The organism is Lunatimonas salinarum, assembly GCF_017811155.1.
In the GTDB taxonomy this organism is placed as follows: domain Bacteria; phylum Bacteroidota; class Bacteroidia; order Cytophagales; family Cyclobacteriaceae; genus Lunatimonas; species Lunatimonas salinarum.
The window spans coordinates 160,974-179,101 of record NZ_JACVCV010000003.1 but is presented as its reverse complement, the minus strand read 5'-3'; the positions used below and the strand labels follow the sequence as shown (position 1 = coordinate 179,101).

Sequence of the window (18,128 nt, the reverse complement as noted above, 5' to 3'; positions counted from 1 at the left end):
AATGTAAGATAATACGGTCAAGATACCAAGTTTGCTTTATTCGTCTAGCTCGAAGGAGAAAGGAGCAAAAGCACCCTCACCCCAAGCCAAATGCCGGGTACTGGGAGAAATCGCAAACAAGGGAGAGAAGGTGCGTACAGATACCCGGTTTCCCTGAAATTCCAGTAGACGCAGCCAGCCATCTCCGCCGTTACCATGCCATCCGCCACCCAAAGCCTGGGCGTTAAAGGTCATTTGGTACACTTTCTTTCCCCCCGCATTGGTGTCGGTCCGGAATCCTACGTGGCCGGACTTGTCATCGGGCGCACCGATGTGTCCGGAAAAAACCAATTGAATGTTTTTAGAGGGCTTCACCAGTTTTTCCCAGATAGCTTTTCCGTAGTTGCGATCGGTAATGGGATAACCCTCGGTCTCGATGTGATTGCTGTTTCTGTCCAAGTAAGAGTGTGCCAAGAGGATAACCGTGTGGTTTTTATACGCTTCTTTGTTTACCATCTCGACTGCCCATTGCAGCATGGCTTCTCTGGGAGCAAACTCAAGCACTAGGATGAGGAATTTTCTTCCTTCGGGAGAGGAGAATTCATAGGTGGCGTTGGTCAAGGTGGGCATCCCATTCTCATCCAGCGCCACGTCTCGGATCATCTGTTGATTGTGGTGGTTTTTTTCCAAGGGGAAATACCGATTATAGGAACTCTGTCGGTTTTCCACATTGACGATCCCAAAATCGTGGTTTCCCGTGGTGGCTATCACCGGGACCTTGTTGTCAATGGTCGCAAAAGACCGGGCAACAGCCTCCCATTGTTGGGTGCCGGTCTGATTGGCGGCCTTACCATCCGGGTTCATCAATCCGTTTTGTTCCACCAGATCCCCGACCTGCAGTACCAACTTTACATTTAGTGGGTCAATATGCTCATCCACCCAATTGACCATAAGATCCAGTATGGGTTGATTACGTTTGAATTTTACATAGGATTGTGTGTCAGGAACCAGAACGAGGGTCCAAGCGTCTTGCTTTTCAAGAGCAGGAGATTGAAAAGGCTGGTTTTGGGCGGAAGCTGTGAATCCAAACCAGATGAAAGCCAGGCAAAATACGGACAGCAGACGATTTTTCATGTTGTGTAGGTTTTTTGTGTGTTTAAAGATAGCATTTTACCGGTGCAAGCCCTCGACGTTTTTTCCGGACGGATTTTTTTCTATTTTAGGCAAGCCAAAATACCTTTTTACTTACCAAATGATGTCAGAAACTACCGAGATTTCCCCCTTCAACCCGGCGAGCCGTCGATCCTTCCTGCAAAAGATCACCACCTTAGGGTCACTAAGCTTGCTCCGTTCGGCAGCGTTGATGGCCAAAGCAAATGATGATACCTTACAGGTACAGGCAGGACCTTATCTCCAAAATGTGCTGCATGACGAAGCGACGATCATGTGGATTACAGACCGAAATTGCTTTAGCTGGGTAGAATATGGAGATGGGAATCACCTGCATCGAAAGTTTTTCGATGTTCAAAACGGGCTCATTCAAGCCAATAACAGGGTAAACAAGATCAAACTCAAAGGGATAAAACCTGGGAGGTCCCATAAATATCGGATTGTTTCCACCGAGATTGTACGGGTCAGCGGTTCCCAATTTTACTTTGGGACAACCTTCACGAGCCCTATTTACAGTTTCGATACCCCAGCGGCCGATGCGTCCAGTTTTCGGATGGTGGTCTTTAACGATCACCACGAGCGGCCTCAAACCATCCCGGAACTGCTGTACCGTTTTGGCTACAAAGGGAATGAAAAGGACTTTGATCTGGTAGTGTTCAATGGGGATGTGTTTGATAATACGGAATCCGAGGAGCAGGTAATTCAGCAGTTTTTACGACCGTGTGTGGATATTTTTGCCAAAGAGACCCCATTTCTATTTGTGCAGGGTAATCACGAAGTACGCGGTGCTTTTTCCCGGCAGATCCCCGGTTATTTTTCCTTTGTAGATGAGAAGTTTTACCATGCGTTCAATCGCGGCCCCCTCCGAATCATTGTCTTGGACGGCGGGGAAGACAAGTCAGATGACAACTGGGAGTACCGCGGCTTGGTGGCATTTGATCCCTACCGGGAGGTACAGCGCGAATGGCTGCGTAGCGAAATTCAGTCCGAGGCATTCAAGCAGGCTCCATTTAAGGTAGTATTGATACATATACCCCTGTGGCATTCCGGGGATTGGCATGGGCCTACGCATTGCAGGGAAATGTTTGGCGATCTCCTAGAGCAAGGGGGGATCGACCTGATGCTGTCTGGGCACACCCATCGGTACGGTATACATTCTCCGGATGCCGATCACAGCTATCCGGTGATGATTGGTGGTGGGCCTGTGGCCGGGAACCGGACGCTGATCAAAATAGCCTGTACCCGGGAAAATCTCCAGGCGACCATGATAAAGGATGATGGAGAGGTGATAGGTGAACTGAACATTAAGCCCAAAAAAAAGCGCTGAAGGATTTCCCTTCAGCGCTTTTAATTGAATAAGCGTATTTACTTATTTTTTATTGGCTTCTTCGTCCATCTTTTCTTTCAAGGCAGACAAGGCATCCAAATCTCCAAGTGTTGATTTCTCTGCCGCGGGAGTGGCCGTTGACTCGGTTCCTGTTGGCTTTTTCTTCGCACCGGCTTTTTTACCTTTCAAGGAAGCGTCTTCTTTGAAAGTAGCTGTATGCGAAAGCACGATGCGCTTGTCATCTTTAGAGAACTCGATCACTTTGAAATCCAACGCTTCGCCGGCTTCTGCTTGAGATCCATCTTCCTTCTCCAGGTTTTTGGTGGTAGCAAAGCCTTCCAAGCCGTAGGGAAGCTCCAGGATAGCTCCTTTGTCGTTTTTAGAGATGATGGTACACTTGTGGTCAGATCCTACAGGGAACACACTTTCGAAGGTGTCCCAAGGGTTTTCTTCCAGTTGTTTGTGTCCCAATGCCAATCTTCTGTTGTCCAGGTCCAACTCCAATACCACTACATCCAGTTCTTCGTTTACTTTTACGAATTCTGATGGATGCTTGATTTTCTTGGTCCATGACAGGTCAGACACGTGAACCAGACCGTCGATTCCCTCTTCCAATTCCAGGAATAGGCCGAAGTTGGTCAGGTTTCTCACGATGCCTTTGTGCTTGGTTCCCACGGCATACTTTGTAGCCATTTCCTGCTTGGTCCAAGGATCCTCGGTAAGCTGCTTGATGCCCAAAGACATTTTTCGGTCGTCTTTGTCCAAGGTCAATACTACCGCAACGATCTCATCGCCTACTTTCACAAAGTCGGCTGGGTTTCGCAGGTGCTGAGACCAGGACATTTCGGATACGTGGATCAATCCCTCCACGCCTGGAGCCAATTCCAAGAACGCACCATAGTCGGCTACGTTTACAATCTTACCTTCCACTTTGGAACCCACTTCGAGGTTAGCAGAAAGCGAATCCCATGGATGTGGCGTAAGCTGCTTCATGCCCAGGGAGATACGTTTCTTGTCATCGTCGAAGTCAAGCACCACGATCTGCACTTTGTCGTCCAGGTTAAGCACTTCTTCGGGATGGTTGATACGTCCCCAGGAGATGTCGGTGATGTGCAATAGGCCATCTACACCACCCAAATCGATGAACACACCGAAGTTGGTCATGTTTTTGATCACCCCTTCCAATACTTGGCCTTTCTCCAGGTTGTTGAGGATCTCTGCTTTTTGTTTTTCCAGATCTTTTTCGATCAGGACTTTGTGTGAAACGACTACGTTATCGTTGGCGTGGTTGATTTTCACCACTTTCACTTCCATTTTCTTACCCACATAGATGTCGAAGTCACGGATAGGCTTCACGTCGATCTGAGATCCTGGCAAGAAGGCTTCCACTCCGTAGATATCTACGATCAGACCACCCTTGGTTCTTCTTTTCACCAATCCTTCGATCACGTTGTCATATTCCAACGCGTCTTCGATCATTTGCCAGGCTTTCACCATTTTGGCTTTTTTGCGGGAAAGTACTAGCTGTCCCAGGGAGTTTTCCTGTTCTTCGATAAACAGTTCCACTTCGTCACCGATTTTGAGGTCTTCCAAGTCGCGGAATTCACTCAAAGGGACCAATCCGTCGGACTTGAAGCCGATGTTGATGATGACATCCTTGTCGTTGATGCCTACGACGGTACCCGTGATGACCTCTTTTTCGGTGATCTCGTTGAGGGTTTTGTCGTAGAGCTTTTCCATTTCGGCACGCTCTGCTTGGGTGTAGCCTTCACCAAATCCTTTGGTTTCGTACTTTTCCCAGTTAAAATCTTCGTTGTTTGGCATAATATGCAATGACCCTGAAAATCAACAACCCTAGGGTCTTCAGGTTGAGGGTTTTAGTTGTTTTAGATTCCCGGTAAAGGGCCGTTCACTCGAACGGACTGCAAATTTACAACTATTTTCAGGAATCGAAACAGCTTAGGGACAAAAAGTTAGGGGAGGGTTTTTACCTCGTTCGGATACCGACTGGCTTAACCTTGGGTGGGGTGTAGATTCTTTTAATGTTACACCTTGGTTGGACACAGTCCTTACATCAATTAAGCTTGTAGTAAGTCGGGCAAATCTCACGACCATCGACGGTTTTAATGGCTCAAATACGGTGTGGCCGCATACTCGTTGTTCGCCTATAAACAGTCGGCAATCGAATTATAAAACCCCACAAGATCTCAGAATACCAGTTAGCCTAGGAAACGAATTCATAATAGTTACGAACTTTATTAGAGGGTTTTCTAAATGGAATCGTGCACATTGTTCATTATTAATGGGCTGAAATGAGAATTTTTGAAAAGAAAAACGTAATATGAGGAACGAAAAGCAATATCTTTAATGCATGGTAAGAGGATAATCCCTGAGGAATAAATTTCGAATCTTTTGGGGTATCTTGCAGCGTCGATTGTTTTTCATTTTGACGGTTATTTGCATTAGCTGGTGTTAATGTGGTGAACGAAAGCCTAAAAAAGAGCAAGCAATTCTGTTAGCTCAATTATTTAAAAATGGGGTTTGATAATTAATCGTCTTGAGTTTGTCCGAATAAGTGCATGCATCAGTCAAAGAAGGTGCTTGAAGCTGAACTCAACTATTCCAAACCAAATAGGTAAATTATGTCAGTAACATCAGGCCAAATAGTCAAAAACCTTATTATAACAGAGCCAGTAACAGTCAACCAAATACAACCATTGGGAACAATGGTTTCAATCAAATTTACCGGGGTTAACACAAATAAGGCCAACACCAAGGTTATATCGATAGCAGAGTTCGAAAATCTTGAAGTCTTGTCAGAGGAAGGCACATTTAACTTCAAAGGTGATCCCACAAGGTTTGGATTATTTGCGGAGGCAGAGCGGATTAATTCCGCATATCAGTTTGACCCCTTGTTTGCTGTAAATTGTAGTATCGTTGACCCACTTCCTCATCAGGTTGAGGCTGTTTACAAATTTTTATTGCCTCTTCCTAAAATCCGGTTTCTCCTGGCTGATGATACTGGTGCTGGAAAAACAATTATGACTGGCTTGCTTGTGAAGGAGTTAATGATGCGAGGTTTAGCGGAGCGAATTTTGATTGTTACTCCAGGCGGGTTGACCAAACAGTGGCAGGAAGATGAAATGGGAATCAAGTTCAATATCCCATTTACCTTGGTAAATAGAGCATTGTTTTCCTCAGACCCTAACGTATTTCATACAGCTTCAAGAATAGTCACTTCTATTGATTTCATATCTCGTGAAGATGTCTTGAATGTTGCTAGCAATTCACATTGGGACTTGATTGTATTTGATGAATGTCATAAGCTTTCTGCTTACGATTATGGCTCTAAAGCCTATCTTTCAATGAGGTATAAAGCTGCTCAAATTCTATCTCAGCAGTGCGAGCACATTCTGCTTTTGACCGCTACTCCGCATAGGGGAAGAACGGACACTTTTAAAAAGCTTCTTCAATTATTGGATGAAGACATCTTTGCAACGGATGAAATAGCTTCTACCCGGATCAAAGAATTGGAACACAATGGTATCAATAAATTCTTCATTAGAAGGCTGAAAGAAGATATGAAGGATTGGCAAGGAAAGCCACTCTTTAAAGACCGATTCACCAAAACTGTAGCATACCAACTAACACCGGAAGAGAAGGAGTTGTATGACGCAGTTACTAAATACCTGACCAAGAAAAAGGAAGAAGCATCGGAGACAAAAAACATCCATGTTTCTCTCGCCTTGACTGTAATGCAGCGCAGATTGGTAAGTTCAATATTTGCCATTAAAAACACCTTGGAGCGAAGGTGGGGAGCGTTACAGGGTATTGTAGATGAGGTTAACAAAAACCCGAATCTCTGGAGTCAGCGCCACAAGTTAGAAGGCTTTGATGTTGATAATATAGAGGATTATGAAGACCTGGAAGATGATGAACGAGACGCATTGGATGGTATTCTATCAGACCCACGGAAATTTAAACTTTTTACAACAGCGAAGAGCTTGAGTGAAATACAGCAAGAAGCTAATGAGGTGAAGAAGCTGTTTGATATGGCTCAAACGCTTTACAATAGACAGCAAGCTGAAAAGAAATTTCAAGAACTTGAGTCCCTTTTAAAATCAAATGGAGTTATTGACGGGGAGAAACTAGTCATATTTACTGAACATAAGGATACTCTACTATACCTCGAAAGAAGATTAAAAGAAAGTGGAGGTTATGGAGTTGCCACTATTCATGGTGGTAAAAATGTAGATGACCGAAGGGCCGCTCAATGGGCTTTCGCTAAACCCGAAACTCAGATATTATTAGCTACAGATGCAGCTGGTGAAGGTATTAACCTTCAATTCTGTCGGTTACTAATTAACTGGGATATTCCATGGAACCCGAATCGACTTGAACAGCGAATGGGGCGTATTCACCGCTATGGCCAGAAACAAGATGTTTTGGTTTTCAATATGGTAGCAAGCAATACCAAAGAAGGTAAGGTACTTGAAAGATTGCTATCCAAATTAGATATCATTCGAGAAGGAATGGGTGATGATAGGGTTTATGATGTGATTCAGGATGTTTTGGAAGGTGTTGGACTGGATGATATTATCAATTCGGTATTCAATGGCAAGGAAACTGATTTAGACCGGTTCCTAGCACAAGATGATGAGGTCTTGAAAATGAAGTTCAAGGAAAAAATTATTGAGCAAAAGGATAAGCTGGCGCACAGTGTTGTGGACTTCAAAGATGCTAGAATCCTCAAAGAGAACTCGGACGAGAAAAGACTCCAACCTATTTACATCCGGTTATTCTTTGAAAAGGCGTTCAAGAATTTAGGGGGTGAGTTTACCGAGCTTCGCAAATCGATATTCAGAATAGATAAAATGCCGGAGCCGGTAATTAATGAGTTGAAGAATACTTATAATATCCACTTTGATGCCATCAAATCCATTCAGTTCTGTTTTGACAAGCAGATCTTCCTGGATTATCAAAATGTGGGAGACTTGGGCAAGGTGCATTACATCAACCCAGGCAACCCAGTGTTTGATAGCTTAATAAAAGTAGTGCGTAATCAATACAGGGAGGATATTATAAAAGGTACTGTTCTTATATCTCCTGATGATAAGGAAGACTATTTTGCCTTCTTTGTTAAAAGTCAAATCGTTGACAATCGCCCAAGCAAAGCGGATGATAGCATTGCCGATGAAAGGCTCATGATGGTTTATCAATCCAAGGATAATGGATTTCATATCACCTCTCCTGCCAAGTTCATTGACCTTCATACCCCTACAGACTTTACTAAGCCCATTGAACCACCAGAGGTGATTGATACGGATGAAGTCATTCAATGGAGTTTTGAAAAAATAACGGTACAGCAGTTTGAGGATACCAAAGCGCATGTAGCAAAAGATGCTGCTGATCGAAGAGGGTATTTAGAATCCGCTTTCGCACAGGTTATTATGGATTTGCAAATTTCCATTCAGGAATTGCAAGGTAAAGTCTTATTGGGTGACAATAAGGTGCAAGAAAAGATACTCAAAAAACAGGAGCGAATCACTGAGCTAATCCAGAAAAAACAAGCTCGTTTGGAGAGCTTGGATTTAATGACCCAACTCAACCCGAAAGCACCAGAAGTGTTGGGGTGTGCTTATGTGGTACCGCTTACACAAGTAGAGTATGTAGGGCATTACGGCATGAGTAGGGATGATGAAGCAGAAGCCATTGCCATGCATACCGCCATGAATTACGAAATAAGAGACGGGTGGAAACCTCAGGATGTGAGCGCCAATAACGAAGGTTATGACATAAAGAGCATTAGCCCAGAAGAACTGAAGCGATATATTGAAGTCAAAGGCCGTAGCGGCAATGACGGCAGTGTAATGCTAAGTGAAAACGAAATGAACCGATTGGCCCAATTGGGGGATGCTGCTTGGTTATACATCGTGATTAATTGTAAAAGCAACCCCGAGCTTTACCGCATTCAAAACCCGGCTAAACTACTCAACTTTGAATTGAAATCTAAAGGAGTGCAATACTTTTTGCCCATGGCAGAATGGAAACAAAAAATAAATTCAGATGCCTAATCAAACCGAAACAATAAGAAAATTCATCAAATACCTAAATAATAAGGACGAACAAGGTGGCTTTTGGCTACCAAACATTCAGCGTCCTTTTGTTTGGAAAAAAGAACAAATTGAAAGGCTATACGACTCAATTCTTAGAGAGTATCCTATTGGGACCCTTTTAATTTGGAAGACAAAAAGCGATCTGAAGCGAAGAAAATTCATTGACAATTACAAAAGTGGAATTAGCCTAGCTAACTTCTATATCCCACAAGATAAAACTCAGAAGATGATGGTTCTTGATGGTCAGCAGCGTTTGCAGTCCCTTTTCATTGGTCTGATGGGAAGCTATGACGGTGAAGAGCTCTATATCAATATTTTAAGTGGTGATTTGGTTGCACCTGAGGATATAAAATTTGGATTTAAGTTCAAATCGAAAAGCCAAGCCCAATTTCCATTTTTGCTTTTCAAGGACTTGGTTTTTACTGATTCAAAACCAAAGGAAATCGTTAAATCGATCGTTTCACAAAATGAAGTTACCGAAGAGCAAGAAGACAAGATTTATGACAATGTAGAGTTGATTCGTGAAGTTTTTTGTACCCAGGAAAACATTCTTTACCAATTAGTTGACAGTGTCGACCGACCATCAACTTATACCGAAGAGGATATTGTCGAAATTTTCATCAGAGCAAATTCCGGAGGTACTCCATTAGGCAAATCTGACTTGTTGTTCAGTCTTTTGACTGCTAGTTGGGAGGAAGCTGAGAATAATATGGATGAGTTACTTGATGATTTGAATAAAACCGGGTACAAGTTTGATCGTGACTTTATTCTTAAGATTTCGCTCGTCTTGCTCGACAAAGGAGCTAAATATGAAATCGAAAAATTCAGACTTCCTGAAGTTAAAGAGGGGATAGAAGAAAATTGGCAAAAAATTGCCAATACACTTCGGTTTGTTAAGGACTTCATTTATGGTAAGACCTTCTTGAAGACGGATAAAACATTGCCTTCTTATGCTAGTTTGATCCCGATTATTTACAGCCGATATCACTTTCCTGCTACTTGGGATAAGGCATTGGAATCAGATCTTGTTGACTACTTGGTGAAGGTAAACCTAACTGGAGTTTTTGGAGGTGTATCTGATAGTTTTACAGATGCTTTGGTCACTGTAGTGAAAAACAACAAGGGATTTGAAAAAATTGAAATATTTGGAGAAATCCGCTCCAAAGGTAAAAGCATGGAGTTGACACAGGAAGCCTTGCTAGGTTATCATTATTCTTCCAAAGAAATACACCTGCTGTTTAACTTGTGGTATGGCTTTAATTACCAGCCTGCATGGAATCAAAACAAGCCTCAAATTGATCATATTTTTCCTCAAAGTGAATTAAAAAGGATTAAAATGCCCAACCCTGAAACCGGGAAATTGAATGTAATGAAGTACAAGTGGTGGGACCGGGATCAGATTGCAAATTTGATGCTGCTCACAGCCCATGAAAATGGGGCATCCAATAAAACGGATATATTGCCCAAGGACTGGTTTGCAGATAAAGAAGAAGATTATCTCAAGTTGCACCTTATTCCAAGCGAACCAGCTCTTTGGGAGCTTGATCGCTTTGAAGATTTTATTAAGGAGCGTAGAAAGTTGCTTGTGGAACAATTCGCAAACATCTTATATGTACCAAAAACAGAGACAGAAGTAAAGACCCAATGACCCAAGCCAAAAAACTCATAGAAGTAGCCATGCCGATCAAAGAAATATCGGCTGAAAGTGTACGTGACAAATCCATCAGGCATGGGCATATTTCTACGCTGCACCTTTGGTGGGCAAGAAGACCGTTACCAGTTTGTCGGGCCGTGGTTTTTGCAAGCTTGGTGCCCGACCCGGAGGATGATCATTGCCCACAGGCATTTAGGGATGCAGTGAAGTTGCTATTGGGCAGACAGGATAACAACCTCGATCCTTACAAGCCTTATGATGACATCCCCTATACCTCAGCCATTGACCGGATGGAAGATACCCTGCGGAACAGGTTGATGATGTTCATCGGAAAGTTTTCGGATAAATACATTCAGGCCACGAAGCAAGGAAAATCGGCAGCAGCCAAAGACATGCTTTCTGATGCCAGCCTCATCAAGTGGGACAATAAAAACGATGATACCATTATTGGCAAAGCCCGCAAGCTGATTTGGGTAGCGCACAATGCCACTTCGGGCAAAACAGCCAATGAGTTGTTGTCAGACTTTGATGCTGCTTACAAGGCTATTAAGGATGCCGAAAATTCGCTTTACAGCTTAGCCGACCGCCATTTGGAAATGGAGGAAGTAAAGGCCAAAGAAACTGCCTTGCACCTAGCAATAGATGCCTTCCAAGACAAAATGCCCAAGGTATTTGACCCCTTTGCAGGTGGTGGTGCCATTCCGTTGGAAGCCGCCAGATTGGGTTGCAAAACCTATGGAAACGACATTAACCCGGTAGCACATATCATTCAAAAAGGCAGCCTGGAATTTCCTCAGAAGTACGGAAAACCCATTACCTACTCCAATGCTGAGTTTGTAAAACTCTATGGAGAAGAAACCCTGAAAACCATACCCAACGAATGGCTTACCTACACAGCGGGTGCAGCCACAGGCGTGCGCATTCCCAACCGCTTGAGCTTTGATGTGGAGTTTTATGCCAAAAAGCTATTGGCTGAAACCGAAAAGGAAATTGGGCATCTCTACCCGGCTGATAGTAGTGGAAAGAAGCCGGTCGTTTACTATTGGGCAAAAACCGGATACTGCAGCAATCCAAGCTGTGGTGCGGAAGTTCCATTATTAAAACAATTCTATCTTTCCAAAAGAAGAGGTTCTTCTGAATCCAATTGGACACATTTAAAGCCCATAATTGAAGGTAAGTCTATTTCATTCAAAATTAGTAAAGGAAAGATAGATATAGACGGGTGGGTTTCAAGAGGAAATATGTCTTGTCCATGTTGTGGGAATACTACTGATGTTAAAACACTCAAAAAACAATTTATTGAGGGGAAGTCGAAAGAAAAAATATTGGCAGTCGTTGTTGATGAAGAAAATGGTCGAATTTTTAGACTTCCAAATCAAGAAGAAATCCTTGTCTCAAATCAGCTAAATCAACCAGAGGATAGCCCTAAAGAACCAATGCCTGTAAAATATACTCAGGCATTGCCCTCTTGTACTTGGGGTGTTTCAAAATGGGGCGATTTATTTAACAATAGACAGGCACATGTATTGAATGAAATCGTTTATAAGTGCAACCAAATTAGCGAAAGCTTTAACACGAAAGATGAGTATAACAAAGCTATAGTTGTTTACTTATCAATTTTGATTGATAGAATAATAGCTCGAAGTACGGCTTTTGGTGTTTGGCATGTTCTTCAAGAAACTGTTGAACATCCATTTGGTAGACAGGCAATTCCAATGATCTTTGATTACCCTGAAATGAATGTTTTCAGTGATTTGAGTGGTGCTGCTAACGGTCAACTATTTTTTGTACTTAAATATTTAGAATCAGAAAACTCCGTTTTTTATTCCAACTTAATAAATGCTTCTAGCGGTGAAAAAAGTCAATTCACTGATAAATCCATTAATTCGGTAGTAACTGACCCACCATATTATGACGCCATAGCATATGCCGATATTTCTGATTTTTTCTACGTATGGTTAAAGAGAACTTTAGGTAACATTTATCCATTAAACTTTGCAACTCCTCTAACCCCTAAAACCGAGGAATGTACAGCATTGAAACACCATCATAGTGGAAATTCAGATGATGCAAAAAATCATTTTGAAAACAAGCTGCTTCAAATTTTTGATGCGATTGAGCACCAAACTTCAGACTTGGTAAGCATCATGTTTGCGCATCAGAGTACAGAGGCTTGGACAACATTGTGTAATTCAATTTTGGGCGCAAGAATGAACATTACCGGAAGTTGGGCAACAGATACAGAAATTACCGGAGCTTTAAAAACGGATAAATCCTTTCTCTCTTCTTCAGTGACCGTTTCAGCAAAACCATCCCAACGCCAAGGCTATGGCGAATACCGGGAAGTCAAAAAAGCCATTGAAAAAACAGTGGCCAAGGAGGTAGAAGAACTCTACCGCTTGGGCTTTAGAGGAGCAGATTTGTTAACCGCTTGCTTTGGGCAGGCTGTGAGTGAGTTTGGTAAATACGAAAAAGTAGAGAAAGCAGATGGTAGTGAGGTGACCGTAGCAGAGCTATTGGAAATGGCCCGTGAGTCAGCTTTTAATGCCCTACTTAAAGGTTTTGATGGCGATGATTTCACCAAATTCTACATTGGCTGGTTACAACTCTATGGCTTTGCAGAAAGTGAGTTTGATGATGCCGCCAAGTTCAGTCGTGTCGGTCTCAGTATCAATGTACAGGAGTTGTTTACCGATCACATCCTCATTAAAAACGGCAACAAGCAAGCCTTGGGTGGCTTTAAAGAACGCCTGACCGCAAGCAAAAATTTAGGAGACAAAACTGGCAGTCATTTAATAGACAAGGTACACCGTGCCATGCACCTCTACCAAGGCAGCAATCGGGGCAATCTGTTGGAATTTATCTATCGGGTAGCGTCTAATCCTGACAGTCCGTTTTGGCGGGTACTTACCTCGCTTTGCGAGATATTGCCCGGTGGCAGTGAAGACCATAAGCAAGCCACCGGCTTAATCACCAACAAAGAGAGCTTGATTCGTGAGAGTGCTACGGCTCAGAAGGAAAAGACACCTCAAACCAACCTGTTTGAATGAAGAAAAGGCAAGAAATTCAAGGTATTGGCATCAATACGATCGCTTCGCTGCATCAAATGAATCCTTGGTGGAAAGGCAACGCCATGGAGCAGCTCCCTGAGACCAGAAGGCATTTAGTAGGACAGATTGAACGGCGATTTGAATACAAATTAGCGCCCATAACGGTAGTCAGAGGTTCCAGGCAAATCGGAAAAACCACCGCATGTATGCACGTGATATCGGATTTATTGGCAAATGGGGTTGATCCCAAACATATTCTTCGCATACAATTTGACGATATCGAAGCATTCAGAATTGGTAAAGACCCTGTACTGAGCTTGGTCACCTGGTATGAAAATAACATTCTGGAAAGTACCCTTAACAACATCGCTTCGGGTGGTTCCGAGTGCTATTTATTTTTTGATGAGATTCAGAATTTAGACGATTGGAGCACCCAATTGAAGTTCTTGGTAGATCATAATACCGCTACCTCTGTTGTTACGGGAAGTTCTGCTTTACGAATAGAGATGGGAAGAGACAGTCTGGCAGGAAGAATCAACACCATAGAAGTAGGTACCCTGAGCCTCACCGAAATTGGAAAAATTCGGAAATTAGCTTCTCCCGAACCTTTTTTGCCAGATAATGGTGTGTCCCGATTGAAACAAAAAGACTTTTGGTTGGGGTTGACAGATTATGCGGAAAAAAACCACCTATTTATTGAAGAGGCCTTCCAAGCCTTTTCAGATCGGGGTGCTTACCCTATTGCGCATCTCAGTGCGAAGGCCCCTTGGGAGTTGGTAGCCGACCAGTTGAACGAGACGGTTATCAAACGGGTCATACAGCATGATTTACGCTTGGGTGAAAAAGGACGTAAAAGAGATCCGCAGTTATTGGAAGAACTGTTCAGACTATGCTGCCGCTATGCTGGTCAGACCCCTTCCATTACCAAGCTTACGCAAGAAATTCAAACTGTTTTAAATGCTAATATTGGGACCCAGAGAGTTAGAACCTACCTTAAATTTTTAAGTGATACGTTACTGATACGCCTGGTGCAGCCACTGGAAATCAGGCTTAAAAAGAAAAAAAATGATCCAAAAATTTGTCTGGCGGATCACGGCTTGCGGGCAAGTTGGCTGCAAGAGCATATACCACTTGAATTTGACAATGCTGACAACAATCAGGATGTAGCGACGATTGCAGGATACCTGGCAGAGAGTGTAGTAGGCGCCTTGTTTTCAAGCATTAGTGGTCTAGATTTAGCACACTTACCTGGTAAGGGAAAAGACCCTGAGGTAGATTTTGTGATCACGCTGGGCGATCAGCGCATTCCGATAGAAGTGAAATACCGCAATACCATCAAAGAAGATCATTATAAAGGTTTGAAGCGGTTCATTGACCAGTCAATTAACCGTGCCCCCTTTGGGATCCTCGTGACTAAGAATCAGGTAGAAAGTAATGACGAGCGTATTATTTCGATTCCATTAAAGGATTTATTGATTCTTCGATAAGAATCGAATTCAAACCCATTTAGTTGAATAACGCAGGATAACATCATGAAGCAGATACAACAGGATAATCTTTTCAAAGCTTTTGGGCTATTCATAGAAGCCTTTCGTCCATATGTGGTGGCAATACTCACCAATGAAGCAGGGGATAAATGGCCTGCATGGTTTGTGGAGGCATTATATCCGCAACAGAAAGACAACTGGAATCAAGGCTTAAAATCAGGCTCTTCACCGGAGGCTTTGATAGACTACCCCTACCTCAAAAGTTTTGCCTTAAAGTACAAAGACCTGATACGTGCTGATTTTGGTAAGGACACTAACAAGTTGGCAACCCGTTTGGAAACCATCTATGATGTCCGCAACAAGCTGGCTCATTTTCAAGAAATCAGTGAAGACGAGTTTGCAGAAACCTTCATCAACATGAAGAGCATTGCCCGCTCGCTAAAAATGGATGAATTGGAAGAGGCATTGGCATCACTGCAAGAAGCCAAGGAAGAACAATCCATCACAAAGCTTGCGACAAAGAAAAACCCACCGCTTGAACATGGCGCATTGATTCCATGGTTCCGGGTAGTTACTCCGCACATGGATATCAAACAAGGCCGATTAGATGAGTCTATATTTGCTGCCAATCTTGCGGAAGTAGCGCTGGGTAATGGACGTGAGATTTATAGCAACCCTGGTGTGTTCTTTTCTAAAACCTACTTTACTGCAGGCTTAAAGAATGTGGCAAAAACTGTATTGAAAGGCTTGAATGGAAAAGAGGATGCTGAGAACCGTGTCATTTCACTACAAACAGGTTTCGGTGGAGGAAAAACTCACACCTTGATTTCACTGTATCACCTAAGCAAGTGGGGTAAAAACGCCATCAAATCCAACTATACCAAAGACTTGTTGGCCTACACAGGAGCTCCGGAGTTTGATTTTGCCAACATCGCAGTATTCACCAATACCACCAACGACCCTGCTAATGGAAGACAGGCAGAGGATGGCGTGCATATCCAAACCATTTGGGGAGAGTTAGCCTACCAATTAGGCGGCAAACCGGCGTATGAGTTAGTGCGAAAAAATGACGAGCAATTGATTGCCCCTGCAGGTATATTCAAGCAAGTATTGGCACAATGCAAACCTGCCTTGATATTGGTGGATGAGTTAGCTGATTATTGCGTGAAGGCATCAGCAAGAAAAGCGGGAAACAGCAGTTTGGCAGATCAAACCATCAGCTTTATGCAGGAACTGACTGAAGCAGTCTCAGGCACTAACAACTGTGTGGCTGTGATTACGCTTCCTGCGAGTGTGCAGGAAGTAGGTAACACTCCCGAAGCACAAGCCATATTGAGTTCCTTACAAAAGCGAGTGAGTCGAGTAGGTGCAGATACCCAGCCCGTTGCGGATGAGGAAATCTATGAAGTTATCAGAAGGCGTTTGTTTGAAGACATTGGAGATGCAAAGACCATTGAGTCAATTGCCGATCAATACATGAGCATGTATCAGGAGTATTGGTCAGAGCTTCCCCCCAATGCTAACAAATCGGAGTACAAGCAGAAGATTTTAAAATCCTACCCTTTCCATCCGGAATTAATTGATGTGTTCAGAATCCGCTGGGCAAGCCATCATGATTTTCAGCGTACAAGGGGAGTCTTGCGATTGCTGGCTTCCATAGTAAGTGACTTATGGAAACGTCAGCAATCACTTCCTGGCGGCAACGCCATGATACATACGGGTGTGGTAAATTTCGCCAACTTGGATGCTCTTTCCGGCCAATTAAAAAAGCTTTACGGAAATGGTTATGATTCCGTGATTTCAGCGGATGCAGCAGGTTCTTCATCCAATGCTTTTAAGATAGATAGCAATAAGAAAGAATATGGTGATTGGTACTTGACGCAAAGCATTGCTTCAGTCATTTTAATGAACTCGTTTGGTAGCGAAGGAACCAATAAGGGTATCTCCGTGCCAGAACTCAAATTGAATCTTCTTGTTCCACACGGCTTTAACCACAATAGTGTAAATGGGGCTTTGGATGAATTGGAAAGTAATGCATACTACCTGTACTATGCTCAATCTTCCAGTTCAGGAAAACGGTATTGGTTCCATACCAAACCCAACATCAATATCCTGATTAATCAGGCAAAGAGCGATGTAAAAACAGAAGACATCCATGCCGAAATTATCAACCGCCTGCATCAGAAAAGCAAGAATGTTCACGCATTCAATGTTCTGGTAAATCCGGCAGAAGACATTCCTGAACAGCAAAAACCAACGCTCTTAATCTTAAGCCCAAATCATTTAGCCAACCCTAACGGGATCAATGGCAATACGCTCCCATTGATCCAGAAGATTGCCACCAAAAAAGGAAATAGTGAGCGGATTTACAGAAATACACTCCTTTTCATGGTGTGTTCTGAATTAGGTATTGGAAGACTACAATCAGATGTTCGGGAATATCTAGCCTGTCAAAAAATAAGTGCCGAGTATACTAATCAATTGGAGCAAGAGCAGAAAGCAGACCTTCGAAAACGCATGGATGAAGCCTCCAAAAGCTCGGAATCGTCAATTGTAGCAGCCTATTCCATTGTTACCAAGTTTTCAGCTAAAAATGGTTCGGATGTTCTTCAAATTCGTCAGTTCAAAGATAGTATAGACACCCAAATCAATACCATTATTGTCGAATCCTTGAAGGAAGAAGAATGGTTATTAGAATCTGTTGGCTTAGGAACTTTAAGAAACAACAATCTGCTTCCAGTACCCGAACAAGCTATTAAAGCAAAGGACATCTATGAGGCATTCCTGCGCTTTGATGACAAGCCTATGATTACGGGAGCTGAGGCAGTTGCTAGAAGCTTACAAAAGTATTGTACAAACGGTGAGTACTGTATTGCAACAGGGGATGGGAAAGACTTTACAAGGTACTATTTTCAAGAAACCATTCCATTCTTTGATGTCAATGACGTCACCTATTGGTTGGTGGATAAAAGCTTAAAACCATCCCCTAAGGATATAACTCAAACAATTAATACGTTAGCGACTAATTCCGATACATCAGTTTCAGGAGTCAGTGAACCTCCTTTCGAACCCCTGGGGGCAAAAGCTGTTGACTCGAATGTAGGCATAAAACAATTCAAGTCTATCACGGTGAGCGGTAGTGTTCCCTTAGAACGCTACACGGAACTATTCAACTATTTCATCACACCATTCGCCATGAATGGAAACAAGATTGAAATAGAGGTAAAATTTAAAATTAAGTCCACAGTTGCCAGCCCAATTGACGAAAGTAAACAGCAATACAAGTCAGCGAGAGAAGCAGCGAAGCAATTGGGCTTGGATTTCGGAGAAGAAGACTAAAGGTTA

Annotated in this window: 8 protein-coding genes; 6 read left to right on the top strand and 2 right to left on the bottom strand. The window is 42.9% G+C overall.

The features are described from left to right. Nucleotides 1-36 precede the first annotated feature (36 nt). Complete coding sequence (locus IAQ59_RS04540) at nt 37-1,113, bottom strand: metallophosphoesterase (RefSeq protein ID WP_209329601.1); 1,077 nt, start codon at nt 1,111-1,113, stop codon at nt 37-39. A gap of 118 nt (nt 1,114-1,231) precedes the next feature. On the opposite strand from IAQ59_RS04540, the gene IAQ59_RS04535 reads away from it, so the two are divergent. Next, complete coding sequence (locus IAQ59_RS04535) at nt 1,232-2,476, top strand: metallophosphoesterase family protein (protein ID WP_245189430.1); 1,245 nt, start codon at nt 1,232-1,234, stop codon at nt 2,474-2,476. A 42-nt stretch (nt 2,477-2,518) separates the two neighbouring features. On the opposite strand, the gene rpsA is transcribed toward IAQ59_RS04535, so the two are convergent. After that, complete coding sequence (gene rpsA / locus IAQ59_RS04530; protein WP_209329600.1) at nt 2,519-4,300, bottom strand: 30S ribosomal protein S1; 1,782 nt, start codon at nt 4,298-4,300, stop codon at nt 2,519-2,521. 818 nt (nt 4,301-5,118) lie between these two features. Between rpsA and IAQ59_RS04525 the strand changes: the two genes are divergently transcribed. Genes IAQ59_RS04525 through IAQ59_RS04505 form a run of 5 tightly spaced genes read left to right on the top strand, consistent with a single transcriptional unit; the run spans nt 5,119 to nt 18,122 of the window. Continuing rightward, nucleotides 5,119-8,550 carry a helicase-related protein gene (locus tag IAQ59_RS04525; protein WP_209329599.1) on the top strand — a complete coding sequence of 1,144 codons (3,432 nt, stop codon included), beginning with the start codon at nt 5,119-5,121 and terminating at the stop codon, nt 8,548-8,550. After that, nucleotides 8,543-10,240: a DUF262 domain-containing protein gene (locus IAQ59_RS04520; RefSeq protein ID WP_209329598.1), complete on the top strand. Its 1,698-nt coding sequence runs from the start codon at nt 8,543-8,545 to the stop codon at nt 10,238-10,240. Before IAQ59_RS04525 ends, IAQ59_RS04520 begins: the two co-directional genes overlap by 8 nt. Beyond that, the gene (locus tag IAQ59_RS04515) at nt 10,237-13,296 is read left to right on the top strand and encodes a DUF1156 domain-containing protein (protein ID WP_209329597.1); all 3,060 of its coding nucleotides are present in this window, start codon (nt 10,237-10,239) and stop codon (nt 13,294-13,296) included. Before IAQ59_RS04520 ends, IAQ59_RS04515 begins: the two co-directional genes overlap by 4 nt. Next, nucleotides 13,293-14,783: an ATP-binding protein gene (locus IAQ59_RS04510; protein WP_209329596.1), complete on the top strand. Its 1,491-nt coding sequence runs from the start codon at nt 13,293-13,295 to the stop codon at nt 14,781-14,783. Before IAQ59_RS04515 ends, IAQ59_RS04510 begins: the two co-directional genes overlap by 4 nt. 45 nt (nt 14,784-14,828) lie before the next feature. After that, nucleotides 14,829-18,122, top strand: a complete 3,294-nt coding sequence (locus IAQ59_RS04505; protein ID WP_209329595.1) for a DUF499 domain-containing protein — start codon at nt 14,829-14,831, stop codon at nt 18,120-18,122. Nucleotides 18,123-18,128: the final 6 nt, after the last annotated feature.